The 16,312-nt window shown below is 48.1% G+C and carries 14 protein-coding genes; 4 read left to right on the forward strand and 10 right to left on the reverse strand.

Annotated features, from left to right (window positions below):
• Nucleotides 1–89: 89 nt before the first annotated feature.
• Complete coding sequence (locus MK185_01215) at nucleotides 90–632, reverse strand: thioesterase family protein (protein ID MCH2039242.1); 543 nt, start codon at nucleotides 630–632, stop codon at nucleotides 90–92.
• A gap of 8 nt (nucleotides 633–640) precedes the next feature.
• Entirely contained in the window at nucleotides 641–1,522 is an 882-nt protein-coding gene (locus MK185_01220; GenBank protein MCH2039243.1) for an acyl-CoA thioesterase II, read from the reverse strand.
• Between the two features lie 278 nt (nucleotides 1,523–1,800).
• Here MK185_01220 and trmA point away from each other — a divergent pair, with 278 nt between their 5' ends.
• Complete coding sequence (trmA, locus tag MK185_01225) at nucleotides 1,801–2,913, forward strand: tRNA (uridine(54)-C5)-methyltransferase TrmA (protein ID MCH2039244.1); 1,113 nt, start codon at nucleotides 1,801–1,803, stop codon at nucleotides 2,911–2,913.
• Nucleotides 2,914–2,940: 27 nt separating this feature from the next.
• Nucleotides 2,941–4,311, forward strand: coding sequence for an ATP-dependent RNA helicase DbpA (gene dbpA / locus MK185_01230; GenBank protein ID MCH2039245.1), 1,371 nt, complete (start codon nucleotides 2,941–2,943; stop codon nucleotides 4,309–4,311).
• A gap of 456 nt (nucleotides 4,312–4,767) precedes the next feature.
• Here dbpA and MK185_01235 read toward each other — a convergent pair whose 3' ends face one another.
• The 4 genes from MK185_01235 to rlmKL all read right to left on the reverse strand — a co-directional run bounded on the left by MK185_01235 (nucleotide 4,768) and on the right by rlmKL (nucleotide 10,605).
• Nucleotides 4,768–6,393, reverse strand: a complete 1,626-nt coding sequence (locus tag MK185_01235; GenBank protein ID MCH2039246.1) for a sulfatase-like hydrolase/transferase — start codon at nucleotides 6,391–6,393, stop codon at nucleotides 4,768–4,770.
• 252 nt (nucleotides 6,394–6,645) lie between these two features.
• On the reverse strand, nucleotides 6,646–7,272 hold the full coding sequence (locus tag MK185_01240; GenBank protein ID MCH2039247.1) for an enoyl-CoA hydratase/isomerase family protein: 627 nt from the start codon (nucleotides 7,270–7,272) through the stop codon (nucleotides 6,646–6,648).
• A 252-nt stretch (nucleotides 7,273–7,524) separates the two neighbouring features.
• Nucleotides 7,525–8,274: a TSUP family transporter gene (locus MK185_01245; GenBank protein MCH2039248.1), complete on the reverse strand. Its 750-nt coding sequence runs from the start codon at nucleotides 8,272–8,274 to the stop codon at nucleotides 7,525–7,527.
• A gap of 159 nt (nucleotides 8,275–8,433) precedes the next feature.
• Nucleotides 8,434–10,605: a bifunctional 23S rRNA (guanine(2069)-N(7))-methyltransferase RlmK/23S rRNA (guanine(2445)-N(2))-methyltransferase RlmL gene (gene rlmKL / locus MK185_01250; protein ID MCH2039249.1), complete on the reverse strand. Its 2,172-nt coding sequence runs from the start codon at nucleotides 10,603–10,605 to the stop codon at nucleotides 8,434–8,436.
• A gap of 185 nt (nucleotides 10,606–10,790) precedes the next feature.
• Between rlmKL and MK185_01255 the strand changes: the two genes are divergently transcribed.
• Nucleotides 10,791–10,985: a ribosome modulation factor gene (locus tag MK185_01255; GenBank protein ID MCH2039250.1), complete on the forward strand. Its 195-nt coding sequence runs from the start codon at nucleotides 10,791–10,793 to the stop codon at nucleotides 10,983–10,985.
• A gap of 95 nt (nucleotides 10,986–11,080) precedes the next feature.
• Here the strand turns inward: MK185_01255 and MK185_01260 are convergent, their stop codons facing one another.
• From MK185_01260 to MK185_01275, 4 genes are all read right to left on the reverse strand, one after another.
• Nucleotides 11,081–12,106, reverse strand: coding sequence for a quinone-dependent dihydroorotate dehydrogenase (locus MK185_01260; protein ID MCH2039251.1), 1,026 nt, complete (start codon nucleotides 12,104–12,106; stop codon nucleotides 11,081–11,083).
• A 125-nt stretch (nucleotides 12,107–12,231) separates the two neighbouring features.
• Nucleotides 12,232–12,459, reverse strand: coding sequence for a DUF2835 domain-containing protein (locus tag MK185_01265; protein MCH2039252.1), 228 nt, complete (start codon nucleotides 12,457–12,459; stop codon nucleotides 12,232–12,234).
• A 19-nt stretch (nucleotides 12,460–12,478) separates the two neighbouring features.
• Nucleotides 12,479–12,982: a hypothetical protein gene (locus MK185_01270; GenBank protein ID MCH2039253.1), complete on the reverse strand. Its 504-nt coding sequence runs from the start codon at nucleotides 12,980–12,982 to the stop codon at nucleotides 12,479–12,481.
• Nucleotides 12,979–14,898: an ATP-binding cassette domain-containing protein gene (locus tag MK185_01275; GenBank protein MCH2039254.1), complete on the reverse strand. Its 1,920-nt coding sequence runs from the start codon at nucleotides 14,896–14,898 to the stop codon at nucleotides 12,979–12,981. The genes MK185_01270 and MK185_01275 overlap by 4 nt, the downstream gene beginning before the upstream one ends.
• A 268-nt stretch (nucleotides 14,899–15,166) precedes the next feature.
• On the opposite strand from MK185_01275, the gene MK185_01280 reads away from it, so the two are divergent.
• Nucleotides 15,167–16,312, forward strand: coding sequence for an efflux RND transporter periplasmic adaptor subunit (locus MK185_01280; GenBank protein MCH2039255.1), 1,146 nt, complete (start codon nucleotides 15,167–15,169; stop codon nucleotides 16,310–16,312).

Here is a 16,312-nt window from a genome sequence, read left to right on the forward strand (position 1 = left end):
TCAGTCAGTTTACGGATAAACACTGACAATAGCTGTCAGGATCCGTTAAAAATCACCTGATACCCTTGTTAACATTGTTAACATTGTTATTACAATACCTCCGCCTGTGCTTTTTTCGCATCCAATAAATCGATCTTCGCCTGCACATGAGGCGGTGCTGCCGGTGGCTCAAATTGTCGGGTGTTGCCATGAATGGCTTCCAACATCACCGAAAAAGATCGAACCTTACGATCATGCAACATGGCTATCCTAGCCAACGCCGACGCATGAAGCTTTCCGTCTACCAGGAAGCGATGTTCGATATAGAGATATTTACGATCCCAGTGCAATACCTGGCTATGAACATCAACTTTTGCAAACGGTTTTATTTCACGAATAAACGTCAACGTTTGGCTGGCCAGTACCGACCGCCAACCTTGCTTGATAAACAATGGAACCGCACCGATTTCGATAAAAAAGCGGGTCCGCACCAGATCCAGCCAAACGGGATAACGGCCATTGGTAAGGTGCAGGTTAAGATCGCAATCCCAGGGCATTACCCGAAATACATGGGCGCTGTTTCGCAGCGGACTTTGGCGTTTACGCCAGGGTTTTTGTGCCATCAGAATGGCGTAGCGCACTAATTGGATCATAACGATACCTATGATGTTTCCTTGGGCATATCACGTTTACGCATCAGCCCTTCCTGAGCCACTGACGCAACCAACTCACCCTGCTGATTAAAGATCTGGCCACGGCAGAAGCCGCGAGCGCGACCCGCATTCGGGCTATCGATGGCATACAGCAACCACTCATCCATACGAAACGGACGGTGAAACCAGACGCTGTGATCTAAACTGGAAACCTGCATGTCTTTCTGAGCGACGGAAACACCGTGCGGCTGCAAAGCCGTCGTGATCAGATTGAAATCACTGGCATAGGCCAATACCCGCGCATGCTGATTGAAATCGCCGTCTATTGGCGCATCTGCTCGCATCCAGGCGTACTTAACCGGTTCGGTTTTCTGCGGAGCGAAGATATTCACCGGATTCAGCACACGAATTTCAATCGGTTTGTCGGCGGTATAGATATCGCGTAAACGCTCCGGAAAGTGTTCCTGAAACATGCGGGTCAATTCCAGCTGCGAAGGAATGCCTTTCGGGCCCTCAACTTGTGGCATAGCAGCCTGATGATCGAACCCCTCTTCCGGATGCTGGAACGATGCCATCATCGTCAGAATGGCTTTGCCATTCTGACTGGCCTTAATCTGTCGCGAAGCAAATGAGCGGCCATCGCGCAGCACATCCACTTCAAATTCGATTGGGTCGGATACACTGCCTGGCCGCAGAAAGTAGGCATGCAAAGAATGTGGATTCCAGTCTTGCTGATCTAGCGTCTGAATCGCGGCAGACAAACTTTGTCCTAAGACCTGGCCACCAAAGAGGTGGCGGAATCCAAGGTCCTGGCTCTGACCACGAAAGCGATTCACACCGATCGACTCGAGCCGCAACAGCTCAATCAACTGTTCAAGAACATCACTCATAACGCCACTCCTCTCTATACACAAACACGATGGCAAGAACCCGGGATTATTCAGTATTTTATGATTAGGCATCCACCTTATCGCGTCACTGGAGACTAGCATTGGCCGAAATGACAATATCCCCAACCAACCCACGAATTGAAGGTAATTGTGCAATACACGGTCATCCCTGACTATTCTTTGTTCAATTCCGGAATCAGATGCAGTCACCGCTACAATCCGTATAATGGCCGCCCCTCTGATTCAAGTAGTATTACAGCGCGAGCACAGCAAACATCATGGCTAATATCGAAATTTACCAACATCAGGTAAACCCGGATCAATACCCTGCCCTACTAGATGCTAAAGCGGAATGCTTACGCCAGTTGTTTGAAGATTTTCAGGTACCAGAATTGGAGGTGTACGCCAGTGCCCCCAAACACTTCCGCTTGCGTGCCGAATTCCGGCTGTGGCACGAGGGTGACCGCTGCTTTTACGCCATGAGTGAGCCGGGCGATAAAAGTAAAAAATACGAAGTTCTGGAATTTCCGATTGCCAGTCAGTTAATCAACCATCTGATGACAGAGCTGTTGAAAGCGATCACTCCGAATGAGTTGTTGCGCCGTCAGCTGTTTCAGGTGGAATTTCTTACAACGCTCAGCGGTGATGCGTTGATTACTCTGATCTACCATAAGAAGCTGGATGAAGAATGGCATTCAGAGGCAGAAAAACTGCAACAACAACTGGGATATCCGATTATTGGCCGTTCAAGAAAGCAGAAACGGGTACTGGAACGTGATTATGTGACCGAGGTATTGAATGTCGATGGCGAACAGTATTCTTACCGCCAAATCGAAGGTGGCTTCACCCAACCTAACGGTGAAATGAACCAGAAAATGCTGAGCTGGGCGCGTCATGCTTCCGATGGATTTTCTGGTGATCTATTAGAGCTGTATTGTGGTAACGGCAACTTCTCAGTTGCCTTGGCCAATAAATATCAGCGCGTATTGGCGACAGAAATTTCAAAAACATCGGTCCACGCTGCGCAAGAAAATATACGCGCCAATAACATAGAGAATTTAATCATTGCTCGGTTGTCGAGCGAAGAGTTTGTTCAGGCTCTGCGCGGAGAGCGTCAGTTTACCCGGTTAAAGGATATCGATCTGAGTAGCTACGATTTCCAGACCGTATTAGTTGACCCACCGCGTGCAGGGCTGGACGACGAGTCGGTTAAACAGGTTCAGCAGTATAACAATATAATTTACATCTCCTGTAATCCCAATACACTTGAACGCAACCTCGCAGTATTGACTGAAACTCACGAAATCAAGCGTTTTGCTTTGTTCGATCAGTTTCCTTACACCGACCATATCGAAACCGGCGTTGTATTAGTACGTAAAATTCAAGCCTGACTGAGAACCCAAGATAGAAATCAAATTATGTCTAATTTTAAGAATTTAAATATCAGTAAGGCACAAATCGATAACCTGAATAATATGGGTTATCAATCGATGACCGATATTCAGGCGCAGGCATTGCCCCTGGCATTGGCCGGGAAAGACGTTATTGCTCAGGCAAAAACCGGCAGTGGAAAAACAGCTGCATTCTCTCTGGCAATTCTGGATAAAATTAATCCTCGATTCTTTGGCGTACAAGCGTTGGTATTGTGCCCTACCCGTGAGCTGGCAACTCAGGTTGCGCAGGAAGCCCGAAAGTTAGCGCGTCATATCGCCAATATCAAAGTAGTCATTTTATCAGGTGGCCAACCGATTGGTCCGCAAATCGGATCTTTGTCACATGGTGCTCATATTGTAGTGGGCACACCAGGTCGAATTAAAGATCACCTGCGCAAAAACACGTTAAAAATCGATCAGATTAAAACGCTGGTGCTGGACGAAGCAGACCGTATGCTGGACATGGGCTTCCGTGATGATATCGAAGATATTGCCGCTCATACCCCGGAACAACGTCAGACTCTGCTTTTTTCAGCAACCTATCCGGACAATATCGAACAGCTGAGTAAGCACTTACAATACCAGCCAGAGTCTATTCGTATTGCTGATACTCACGACCAGAAAAAGATTCAGCAACAGTTATTTATCTGCCCGCGTTCAGAAAAAATTGAAACCCTGAAAAAAGTTCTGAGTTATTTTGATATTCAGCAAGCCGTGATTTTCTGTAATACCAAACAGGTTGTACACGAAGTTGCTCAAGCGCTACAGGATTTACGCTGCAGCGCTATGCCACTGCAAGGTGATATGGATCAGAAAGATCGTGATCGTGTGTTAATTCGCTTCAAACAACAAAGCGCTAATTTCTTAATTGCCACCGATGTAGCTGCTCGAGGACTGGATGTCGATGATCTGGAATATGTGATCAATTTTGATTTACCACGCGATACTGACGTATACGCTCACCGCATTGGCCGTACTGGCCGTGCAGATAAATCCGGTATTGCTATCAGTATTGCCACGGACAAAGAGCAATATAAAACGGATGCAATTAATGAACACCCTGCAGGTGATTTACACGTCGAACAGGAATTAACTGCAGAGCAGGCAACGACGATCACGCCAATGCCATACGTCAGCCTGTGCTTACAGGCCGGGCGAAAAGATAAGCTTCGCCCGGGCGATATTCTCGGAGCATTAACCAACAACGGGGGGATTGACGGCAAAACTGTTGGTAAGATTGATGTATTGGATTACGTTGCCTATGTGGCGGTTGAACGCGACCAGGCCAGATTTGCGCTGGAGCACCTGCAGCAAAGCCGCATTAAGGGTCGTAAAATTAAAGTACGGAAAGCCTGACCTGAAGCCGTTTAAAACTGGATACCAAAAGCAACATAACACCGAAGGATGGATGCCGATTTATCATCCTGGTCGTCAGGCTTTTACAGCCATGGATGATGATGTGTTATCGCCCTCAGATAACTCATTAAATTATGGGTACTGAACTGGCGATAAAACCCCGATTACCTGACGATTGACAAAGGGAATTTGCTGCATCTTTACACGATCCGGTCGAACCGTGACGGAATGAAGCCATTACGCCATTGGCGACGACGGCTGTCATATAACATCAGCTTCAGCGTGTGCGTAAAACTGAATCTCTCGTCACTGTTTTCTATGATTATAGGCCCGCTTCGTGTGACCCGCGGGTCAAACGTTATCGTACTTATTTACCGATTCGGATTTAAACGGTGCTCTATGATGGTTTAGACAACGATACCCAGGGGGCACCCGTCTTTACTTAACTCAAGTTGACTATTGTCGTGCCATCTCCCCCTCAGGTTGATAATCAAAGGGATTACGGCTAAGTTGCCCACGCCCGGTTATATCTCCAGATAAAAATAGCCGTTGCCCCTGCCATGGCCTCGTTAAGTCCGGATCCATATCCGGCATATCAATCGTCAGCCCCATGGATTTGATAACACTGGGAAATAACTGAAATTGTGAGTATTCACCACCTGAGGGTCGCCATTGTTTATCCAGTGTCATATTTATCGCACCGACGAGCAAGGGTACTCTGGCCTGTACATCAGGTACCTGCTGGGGTAAACAATGCGTCGAACGAATATTCATCTCTCCCAACCCCTGGCCATGATCAGAGGTATAAAAAATAAGGCTGGGCTCATGCAGCGATCGCAAGCCTTCAACCAGCACTTGCATAAAATGATCAACGCTCCAAGTTAACGCTTTACGGTAGTGATCTGCCTTGCCGTCATGTTCATTTTGCTGAACTCTCGGATAAGTCAACTCATATGGGAAATGTGTACCCACTTTATTCATGTAAATAAATACTGGAGATTGAGCCCGATCTATGGCTTTGACAGCGTTAACAGCCATATGCTGATCTACTTCTTCATCGGCTAGCTTATGTAGATTTCGAAACGCTTTATATTGATTAATGGAGTTAATTTCATGACGGGTAAAATAGTTATTTAACCGCTTACCCTTTACTTGCCCATCAAAATAATGCGTTTCAAAACCAGCTGCGCTGGCATACTGAAATATATTAGCGTCTTTAAATAAACGCTCCGATTTCTCCGGTAGTGCTGTCTCAGAAACACCACTGCGTAACAGCAGGTTCGCCGATGCCGAACAATTCGACATTGAACTCACCACTCCAAAATTACTCCAATCCGAATCAGAGACCAATCGCTCAAGGTACGGCGTAGTTGAGGAATAAGGATTGTTAATCGATAACCAGTCGCCGCGAATACTCTCATCCACTATCAGTAAGATATTATAATTGACTGGCTGGGTTGCAATGATTCGGGGATCGTCTCTGTCACCCTGGTAAATCGTCTGTTGGGCTGCAAAATACAGCGATGATGGGACCTTTAGCGACATTGCAAAATGCGTAATCCAATAACCACCCTTGGCAATGTGCAAATATACGACAGGAAGAGTCAGCGGTAAAAACAACAGAACCTGCAATGGGACCGACAGCCGAATACTGGGCCTGGTCAGCCATAACAGACTGGCAGCAAACACACTAAAAGCCAGAGCTTGAGCGATTTCCGGTAAAAACTCATTAATCGCGTCGCCAGCAAAACTCAGTTCATTAAGGAATAACGTTGCCTCCCACGCCGAGAATTGCCCATTAATAAGTCGAAAGCTGACGCCGATGGTCACACTGATGACAAATAATAGAAACAGCGATAAACGCAGCCACAGAGCACTTACTAGCAACGGTAAACTAACCAGAGCTGATGTAAAGAACAGGATAACAATGCGTGGGCCAATCGGGTCCCCCTCTTTCAAGTCATATGCCAGAGAATTGATCCAGTTCGATAATCCCGGATCAGCACACACCATTGCAGTTACCATCACTGAGAAGAACAGCAATAACCTTAACAAAGGAAGTTCTTTCAAAAAGGTATTCATGCCGCCGCTCCAATAACCTGGTATTCAGAGGTTGCATAAACTATGCCTGACTAAATCGATTAATATCGCTGAATATTCGTATGATGAATAGCAAATCAAAAATAACTGCAAAATGCAGCGCAATCTGCAATAAAGGATCTACATCTTATTTTTTTGCATCAGATTCGTGAGTATAACGCTCATTTTTTCAATGAATTCAGGATCTTCATGATCCATGGCAGCGGTAATGTGTTTATTCATCTGAGATTTATTCTACCCATAAATCCAACGGTTCTTTTTCAACTCAGAAGCAAAATTCATGGCACCATCGAATAATGCCTGTTCATCATCAAAAATGGCTTCCACTACCTGATTGGCCAGCAGTTGTTGCGCACCAACACGCTCTCCAGTCATCGCCAGACGGTTAAAGAAAGCCTGCGGAATGGCTTTGTTAATCAGCGGGAACATAGACGGAAAGAAGGGTACAAACACATCCACTTCGGGGAAGCAGAAAAAGCCCTTATCTGATTTCATAAAACGAAAGTCACAGGCGCAGGCCAGAACCGAACCATTGCCAAACGTGTGCCCGTTCAATGCCGCAATAATGGGCACCGGGTAATTGATCATACGTTTAAGTAAACCGGTCACATCACTCATAAACTGAGCGTTATCTGACGCATCATTTTCCGGATCAGCCATCCACTCCAGATCAATCCCTAATGACCAGTTCTTTTTCGATGCTGAAGTTAGAACAACCGCACCAATGCTCTGATTTTTTTCCACTGTGTCCAGGTGTTCGTGAAAACTGAACAAAAAATCGGGATTATGACGATTCTCGGCGGTCATCATGGTAAAAACTGCAACACTGCCCTGAACCGAATAATCAATGGCCGAATTCATTAGACTCCTCCGCTGCTGATGAAAATACCAGCATATAAGGGTTCAGAAGATTGATATTCACAAATGATTGATTATTAGATACAAATAATCAGGAAAGCCACGAATGTCCGATTGCCATTAACACACTGCCATAGTGCTCAAAATCAACTAATTATGACCAGACGACTTGTGCTGGGCTAAAAACGAGAAAAGATCACCTGTAATGGCTTGCGCAAACAAGTACCTAATTCTCCACGTCTATTTATGCTGATTTCAGCGCACCAGCAAACTCACACTCATGGCGATGCATACGGCTACCGTCATGTAACGAATAAAATCGACGCCTTGCTTTAACGCTGCTGCGGCGCCTAAACGTGCACCGATTGCCTGACCAACAGCCATCGCCAGGCCAATCTGAAACAGAATCTGCCCAGAGGCGATAAATACCACCAGTGAGACAACATTGGTGGTGAAGTTCAGCAACTTGGCATGGGCTGTTGCATCAACCAGATTCATGCCACGCAGTTTACTGTAACCGAGACTGAAGAAGGTTCCGGTGCCAGGGCCAAAGAAGCCATCATAAATACCTACTCCACCGGCGACGGTTGCGTTAAACGGGCCTTCTTGGAGTTTCGCCTTCCCTGTTCCCTGACCAAAATTCCGAGCGAATAATAAATACACCGCAATCGCCATCAAACCAAATGGCATAGCGCGCACCAGCAACTCACTATCAAACAGCTGAATCGCAATAGCCCCGATCACTGCACCAATTGCGGTGGCAACAATTGCCCATTTTTGTCTTGAAGGTGACACCAAACCTTCGCGAATAAAAAACCGGCTAGCGGTAAAACTGCCAAAACACGCTTGCAGTTTATTGGTAGCAATTGCCTGTACCGGCGGCACACCAGCAAATAACAACGCGGGAATCGTCAACAGACCACCACCACCAGCAACGGCATCGATAAATCCGGCAGCAACAGCAATAGCGGCCAGCAATGCCAGAAATTCCCAGCTCAGTTCCAAAATATGCCCCCTTGACCGAGCGCAGCGAAATACATCATTACCGATCAGAATGGATATTCATCAAGATTACAAATTCCCTGAGATAACCCAGGGAATAGTTGTGTCACAGGTCTGCATTACCAGTAACGTTAGTCGCCTGCGACCGTACTCTAAAATTACTCAAGACGCTTTGTGGCGAATATGAAAACACATATGAATGTTCTTACGACGAGCAAAATCTTGCGGAACCGATTTGTGACTGACGTTATCAATATCAAAAGCAGCTAACGCGTCGTTATCAATGTCAAACTTGCGGTAATTATTTGAGAAGATTAACAGACCGTCTGATTTTAATAACACCATGGCATCCTGAATTAACTGCACATGATCACGCTGAACATCAAGCACACCCTCCATTCGCTTCGAGTTGGAGAAAGTGGGCGGATCCATAAAGATCAAATCGTATTTTGCGTCAGCATCCTGCGCAGCATCTTTAAGCCACTGCATACAATCGGCCTGAATAAATTCGTGATCGCTGATGGCTAAATCGTTAGCGCTAAAATTAGCTTTTCCCCAATTGAGATAGGTTCGCGACATATCAACACTGGTGGTTTTTGCTCCGGCAATGGCCGCATGCAATGAGCCCACTGCGGTGTAACAGAACAGGTTCAGCATACGAGAACTTTGTGGCATTGCCGCACAACGCTTGGCAATATCCAGGCGAGTCGGACGATGATCGAGGAATAAGCCGGTATCCAGGTAATCTTTCAGATTCACCAAAACCTTAGCCTGACCTTCAATCACCTCAAAACGACGAGATTCAACGTCCTGCTGTTTTTCATACTGACGCTTACCCGACTGGCGTTCACGGCGCTTTAAAATAATCTGCTCAGCTGCTACACCGGTCACTTCCGGCAGCGCGGCTAACACATCCAATAAACGGCGTTCGGCTTTTTCTTCATCAATGGATTTTGGTGGAACGTATTCCTGAACATGCAGCCATTCAGCTTCTGAATTAAAATCGCGATACAAATCAACCGCCACTGCATATTCCGGGATATCAGCGTCATAAATGCGGTAAGCATGAATGTTCTCACGCTTTGCCCATTTATTCAGCGGCTTTAAATTCTTTTTCAGTCGATTAGCGAAAGCTTCCACCGGTCCACGAATGCGGCTTGGCGCTGGTGCTGAAGACTTCTCATCCGCTGGGCCCAATACCAATAAACGTGTCTGAATTTTACCGTTCATAAAGCGGTATTGTTTATCCAATGGGCGACGAATACTTTTTGATAAATCCGTATTGCCGGTGAATACCGCCAATTTCCAATGCGGTAACAAACGCAGGGTGGCGTCATTAAAATCCTGATACAACGGCGCCAGCTGCGGCAATTCGCTCAAGCGTTCACCGTAAGGCGGATTACACACCACCATACCGCCTTGCTCAGCGGTTTCTTTCTGAATACGCAGGTTTTCAATCGAACGACGCTCCAGGTGTACTTTGTCTTTTAGACCGGAACGTTCGAGGTTTTTATTCGCAGCGTTTAATTGTTCAGGATCGATATCAAACCCGTATAAACGACTAGTCATTGCCACGAGGCCATCGGTGCGACGCTGACGAGCTTCTTCAACCAGCTCAATCCACATCTTCCGGTTGTGGCGCTGCCAGCGTTCGAAGCCCCATTTCTGGCGATTCAGACCCGGAGCGATATCCGCTGCCATCATGCCTGCCTCGATAAGCAATGTACCGGAACCACACATTGGGTCTGCCAGATGGCCACCTTCTTTCAACGTTTCCGGCCAACCTGAACGAATCAGGATAGCCGCCGCCAGGTTTTCTTTTAGCGGTGCTTTACCTGGCTGCAGACGATAGCCACGACGATGCAAACTGTCACCGCTGACGTTGAAGTACAGCGCCAGTTTACCTTTGCGCAGTTGCGCCTCGATTCGTACATCACCGTCTTTGTCCACAGAGGGCCGCGCCCCCAATTCATCGCGGAAACAATCAACGATGCCATCTTTTACCCGCTGAGCGCCAAACTGAGTGTTACGGACGAAGTCAGTTTTGCCATGAAAGTCGATGCGAAACGAAGCACCCACCGGGAATACGGTTTGCCAGTCTACGTCACGCGCCACCTCATAAAGTTGGTCGACATTGTCTACCTGACTTTCATGTAACGGAAACAACAATCTGCTCGCCAGGCGTGTCCACAAACAGAAGCGATAAGCGGTTTGCAAATCGCCCAGCCACAACACCCCCAAGTGGGTTTCTCGTTCAACTTCACCACCTAAGTCCCTGATTTCAGCCGCAAGCAAAGGTTCAATTCCTTTAGGGCAAGCCGCTAACCAGCGCATTTTTGGTACCGGTGACTCATTCTGCATGGTGATAAAACCCATCTCGTCAAATAGTTTGTAGCAGCAAGACCGCCGCTGCTTATAAAAAATTGTTCATTAACATTACGCACCGCTCGCGGTACAAAAATAGCCGTCCGGTGAGTTTTTACCGGATCATCGTTTCCAATATAGCGAGGATGCTAAGTATGAAAAAACAGAAACGCGACATGCAGGAAAGAGCTTTTGCACGAGGTTATCGCGCAGGTGTCGAGCGCCGTTCAAAAGATCTTGCCCCTATGGGCACCCAGCGCGATGCCTGGCTAGCCGGATGGCGTTCTGGCCGTGCTGACCACTGGGATGGTTACACCGGCGTTTCTGGAGTTCATAAAATCGCTGTTTAGCGACCCACGGCTCTGCCGTTAAAAAACCACACCTCCTCTCCAGGGAGGTTAAGCCCGGCTAAAGCGCCGGGCTTTTTATTTCTATCGAACCCGCCTTATTTCATCGCCGCAATGGCATCAACACATTCACCAACCAGTTCGGGTCCCCGGTAAATAAAGCCTGAGTAAATCTGAACCAACTGAGAACCAGCGTCCATTTTTTCGACCGCACCTTTGCCATTAACGATGCCGCCAACGCCAATCACAGGTAATTTACCGTCGAGCGCTTTTACCAATCGCTCGACAGTTTCCGTTGCCAGCTCTTCAACCGGTGCACCACTCAAACCACCCGCTTCTTCACCATGCTTCAAACCTTCTACACCGTCACGAGAGAGCGTGGTATTGGTAGCAATCACACCGTCGACCTCGGTATCGATCAGAGTTTGGGCAACCATTTCAACTTCATTTTCGTCCATATCTGGTGCAATTTTTACAAACACCGGCTTATAGCCGTGTTCTTCCGCCAGTTCTTTCTGGCGTTTTTTAATCGGCTCAAGCAGTTCTTTTAACGCATCACCGTATTGCAACGTGCGCAATCCGGGCGTATTCGGAGACGAGATATTAACCGTGATGTAAGTGGCGTACTGGTAAACCTTTTCCAGACAAATCAGGTAATCAGAAGTGGCGTTTTCAACCGGCGTATCAAAGTTCTTACCGATGTTGATTCCCAGAACACCGTCATACTTCGCCTTTTTCACCTGCTCAACCAGATGATCAACACCTTTATTGTTGAAACCCATACGATTGATGATTGCGCGACGCTCCGGAATACGGAACAAACGTGGCTTAGGATTACCCGGCTGAGGACGAGGGGTAATGGTACCGATTTCGATAAAGCCGAAACCTAAGCGGGCAAAGGCATCGATATAGTCACCGTTTTTATCCAGACCCGCGGCCAGACCAACCGGGTTCGGAAATTCGATACCCGCTACGGTAGTTGGCAAACCCGCCACCTGGGGCGCCATATACTGCAATAAACCCAGGCGCTCACCAGCCCCCAGTAAGTCCAACCCCAGCTCATGGGAGGTTTCACCACTTAAACGAAAAAACAGTTGCCGGGTCAGGCTGTACCAATCCGCCATTTTCTACCTCTCATAAGCCACAGTTGTTGAATTGCGCGGCATTATACGCAAGCCAACGGCAGATGTAGATGATCTTATGCAGGGAAAATAAAAATGATGAAGAACTGCCAGAGCTGGCATTCCGCTCAACCGATACGCTGTATCTGCTGAAACTTACCCTCACCATTAAATTCGATAATAAAACGACCGTAGACTCCCTCCCGGGTGACCATCTTCTGCAGAATATTGGCCGGGAATTGCACCCGGCGCCCGTCGGTCGCAATTGCGCTGACCAGCTTGGCCGAGCCTTGGTAAAACCTCAGATATTCATCCGCAGAGATGGCAAGATCCACAATAATACTTGGATTACTCATACATCAGATCCGGCTTCAGTTAGTCCGAAGGCAACAGCGCCTGTAAAAAGGCCAGGTATTGTTCAGCATTAGCACCTTGCTTCTCGGCCGTCATCATCAGCACCCGTCGCTCATACACTTCAAGCATTAACAGCTCATCGGACAAATCGGGCAGCAGTGCTGCAAGCTTATCGGCATGTTGACTGGCGAGCGCCTCGTCACCTTTATGATGCCAGCTTAATCCTTCCGGCAGGAACTCCTGATCCCAGGCCGGTTGACGCACTACACTGAATTGCAATGCACCGCCTGAGACATCTTCGTGAGAAGTCGCTTTTTTCAGCCAGGTATAACTGGTCGCGGTTATATCGTCCCGCACACCGGTTTTGGCGGCATCAGGCTTAAAAGTAAACTGACGCACCTGTATACCGCTGCGAATGGCATTAAAGCGCAAGTCCGCCAGACGAGCATCGCGGGCACTGGGTTTGAGCCAGAATACCGATCCCATAATCGCCATGACCACACCCGCGATGATGAACCAGGTCATTCTGTCATCTCCTCAAGCTCAAGCCAGCGCTCTTCCAGCTGCTCAAGCTTTGCTTCTTGTTCCGCCAACTGAGCCAATACCGTCTGAACTCTCTCAGCATCACCGGCATAAAAATCCGCCGCATTACTTTGTTCTAGCAGCGCATCTCGCTCAGCTTCGATTTCTGCAATCTGATCAGGCAGGCTGTCCAACTCGCGTTGCAGTTTATAGCTGAGTTTCTTTTTCTGAGACGCAGGCTCGGAAGCTGTTTCTTTCACCGATTCCGCCGACTTTGCAACAGTCTTCTGCGCAGTCGGCTTAACGAACTGTTTTTCCAATGCGAGTTTGCGTTCCTGCCAGTCGCTATAGCCGCCCACTTGCTCGTCTATCTGACCATTTTGGCCAAACACCCAGAGCTGCGTTACGACATTATCAATAAAGGCACGATCGTGACTCACCAGCAACAATGTGGCGTTGTATTCCAGCAACCGTTCTTCCAACAATTCCAGCGTCTCCACATCCAAGTCGTTGGTCGGTTCATCCATTACCAGCAGGTTGCAGGGTTTCAGGAATAACTTCGCCAGTAAAACCCGGTTACGCTCACCGCCAGACAGTGCCTTGACCGGCGTCCGCGCTCGCTCACCTGAAAACAAAAAATCACCCAGGTAGCCGATAATATGACGCGAGTTGCCATTAACGATCACATGATCTTTGCCATCAGCAACGTTATCAGCAATCGATTTTTCTTCGTCTAACTGATGACGAGCCTGGTCAAAATAGGCAACTTCCAGTTTGGTTCCGACTTTGATTTTGCCTTGCTGTGGTTCGAGTTTGCCCAACAGCAACTTCAGTAATGTACTTTTTCCAACACCATTGGGACCAACCAAACCAATACGATCGCCACGCAATACATTGGTTGTGAAATCGTCCACCTGTGGCACCGATTCACCCGTTGCTTTCTGCCAGGCATACGAAAGGTTCTGAATTTCGAACACCATTTTCCCGGAGCTTTCCGCCTGCCCCAGGTTGAGGTTCGCTGTGCCGCTCACTTCTCGGCGAGCTTTGCGATCTTTCCGCATTTCTTTCAGTCGCTCTACACGACCTTCATTACGGGTTCGGCGCGCTTTAATCCCCTGGCGAATCCACTTCTCTTCCTCTGCCAGCCGCTTATCAAACAAAGCATTCTGTGCTGCTTCGTCTTCCAGACGTTTCTCACGGTGACCGATAAAGCTCTGGTAATCACCACGCCATTCATAAATGTGACCGCGATCCAGATCAAAAATCCGCGTTGAAAGATTCTGCACGAATGCCCGGTCGTGACTGATAAAGACCAGAGAGCCATTGAATTGCTTTAACTGCTCCTCCAGCCATTCGATCGTAGGAACATCCATATGGTTCGTTGGCTCATCGAGAATCAACAATTCCGGTTCAACCACCAACGCACGGGCCAGCATGACACGACGTTGCCAGCCCCCGGAAAGGGACGCAAAACTGGCTTCCCCAGGAAGATTGAGCTTCTGAATAATGGCATCCACTTTCTGCTGCCAGCTCCAGCCATCTGCGGCTTCGATCTGATTCTGCAGTTTTTCCAATACCTTCAGATCGGCCGCCTCACCTTTCGCAGTTTCATCGTGATACAACGCAATGGCATGGCCTAACTCGCCGAGACCGTCGGCTACCACGTCGTATACCGGTGAGTCTGTTGCCTGTGGGAGTTCCTGCTGCAATACCGCTACCCGTAACATATCCCGACGAACGACAGAGCCATCGTCGGGAATCACGTCACCACTGAGTACTTTTAACAGCGTCGATTTACCTGCACCATTTCGACCAACGATACAGACACGCTCACCGGAGTGAATTTCAGCATCAATTTTATCGAACAGCACATGATCACCAAACGCCAGTTCAACCTGCTTCAACTGCACTAACATCATTACCGGATATCACCCTAATTTTACGGCAAAGCGCGCAGTATACTGGAATCAGGAAAACAATTGCTTTGTCCTAAATACGAAACACAGTGTTGCTAATAACTTTGCAAATAAATAACTTACTTCTGTCGTCTTCTAAGGTACAAAAGCCGATTGGATTATCCAACCGACTTGCGAGATAACATCATGCCGCACGTCGATATTCACAGACAAAAATCACTCGCAAACAGTGACAGCACAGAAAACTCGTTTTAGTAACGGAAACACAATAATGACAATACATCTGAATCAGGGGCACTTTGCTGCCATCGTTTTGTTTCTGGGTATGATCCTATGGGTCGCCAGCGGTAGCCTCGGCCCGGAGCAAGAATTCTCGAATCCCCGCCCTCTGGTTATGGAAACGGGTTTAAAACGTGTTCAGGTAGAACGCATGGAAGGCAAAGCAACCCGACGAGATGTGCTGGTGTCCGCTCATACTGCCGCCAATCGCCGTGTTGAACTGCGCTCGGAGATTCGCGCCAGAGTCATCCGTATCGCTAAGGCCAAGGGTGAAATGGTTAAACAAGGCGATGTTCTGGTAGAGCTGGACGCCCGCGACTGGCCAGCGCGACTGAAACAAGCGAAAGCCAGCCTCAAGCAACGTCAGCTGGAAGCGCAAAGCGCGCAAACACTGTTCAACAAAGAGCTAGCCAATGAAGCACAGCTGGCACAGGCTCAAACGGCACTGGCAAATGCCGAAGCGGAGATGATTCAGGCGCGTATTCAGGTCAACGCAACCAAAATACGCGCGCCATTTGATGGCATTGTCGATCAGCGTATGGTGGAAGTGGGTGATTTCGTCAAAGACTCCCAGGCCATTATCACGGTTCTCGATTTCTCACCGTACCTGGTGGTGGGTAACCTGCCAGAAATTGAAACGGCGAATGTGCACATCGGTGACCGTGGTTACGCCATTCTGGTTGATGGCAGTCGCGTTGATGGCAGAATTCGATTTGTTGCCGCAGAAGCGGACAGCCAAACCCGCACTTTCCCAATCGAACTGGAAATTGATAATCCCAGTGGTGTGATGACCAGCGGTCTGACGGCAAAAATACACGTACCTCAACCGGAGACACACGCCTATCACGTATCCCCGGCGCTATTGATTCTGAGTGATGATGGTCATCTGGGCCTGAAAGGTATCGATGAACAACACAACGTGGTGTTCCGTCCAATCAGCCTGCTGAAAGCCGATAACGATGGCATCTGGGTACACGGCCTGGGAAAGCAAGCTGACATCATTACCGTAGGCCAGGGTTTCGTCGAGTATGGAGAGCAAGTTGAGCCGGTATTCGTCAGTGAGGAAATGCACAGCCAAACCGGCGAACCGACCTCTCAGCCAACCGCTGATGAACAAACCGCTCTGACGGCAGGATAA

This window comes from Saccharospirillaceae bacterium, assembly GCA_022448365.1.
Classification (GTDB): domain Bacteria; phylum Pseudomonadota; class Gammaproteobacteria; order Pseudomonadales; family Oceanobacteraceae; genus Bacterioplanoides.

Excerpts from the sequence above, each read along its gene's own strand:
- MK185_01215 (MCH2039242.1), bottom strand. The coding sequence starts at position 632 with ATGATCCAATTAGTGCGCTACGCCATTCTGATGGCACAAAAACCCTGG.
- MK185_01220 (MCH2039243.1), bottom strand. The coding sequence starts at position 1,522 with ATGAGTGATGTTCTTGAACAGTTGATTGAGCTGTTGCGGCTCGAGTCG.
- trmA (MCH2039244.1), top strand. The coding sequence starts at position 1,801 with ATGGCTAATATCGAAATTTACCAACATCAGGTAAACCCGGATCAATAC.
- dbpA (MCH2039245.1), top strand. The coding sequence starts at position 2,941 with ATGTCTAATTTTAAGAATTTAAATATCAGTAAGGCACAAATCGATAAC.
- MK185_01235 (MCH2039246.1), bottom strand. The coding sequence starts at position 6,393 with ATGAATACCTTTTTGAAAGAACTTCCTTTGTTAAGGTTATTGCTGTTC.
- MK185_01240 (MCH2039247.1), bottom strand. The coding sequence starts at position 7,272 with ATGAATTCGGCCATTGATTATTCGGTTCAGGGCAGTGTTGCAGTTTTT.
- rlmKL (MCH2039249.1), bottom strand. The coding sequence starts at position 10,605 with ATGCGCTGGTTAGCGGCTTGCCCTAAAGGAATTGAACCTTTGCTTGCG.
- MK185_01255 (MCH2039250.1), top strand. The coding sequence starts at position 10,791 with ATGAAAAAACAGAAACGCGACATGCAGGAAAGAGCTTTTGCACGAGGT.
- MK185_01260 (MCH2039251.1), bottom strand. The coding sequence starts at position 12,106 with ATGGCGGATTGGTACAGCCTGACCCGGCAACTGTTTTTTCGTTTAAGT.
- MK185_01265 (MCH2039252.1), bottom strand. The coding sequence starts at position 12,459 with ATGAGTAATCCAAGTATTATTGTGGATCTTGCCATCTCTGCGGATGAA.
- MK185_01270 (MCH2039253.1), bottom strand. The coding sequence starts at position 12,982 with ATGACCTGGTTCATCATCGCGGGTGTGGTCATGGCGATTATGGGATCG.
- MK185_01275 (MCH2039254.1), bottom strand. The coding sequence starts at position 14,898 with ATGATGTTAGTGCAGTTGAAGCAGGTTGAACTGGCGTTTGGTGATCAT.
- MK185_01280 (MCH2039255.1), top strand. The coding sequence starts at position 15,167 with ATGACAATACATCTGAATCAGGGGCACTTTGCTGCCATCGTTTTGTTT.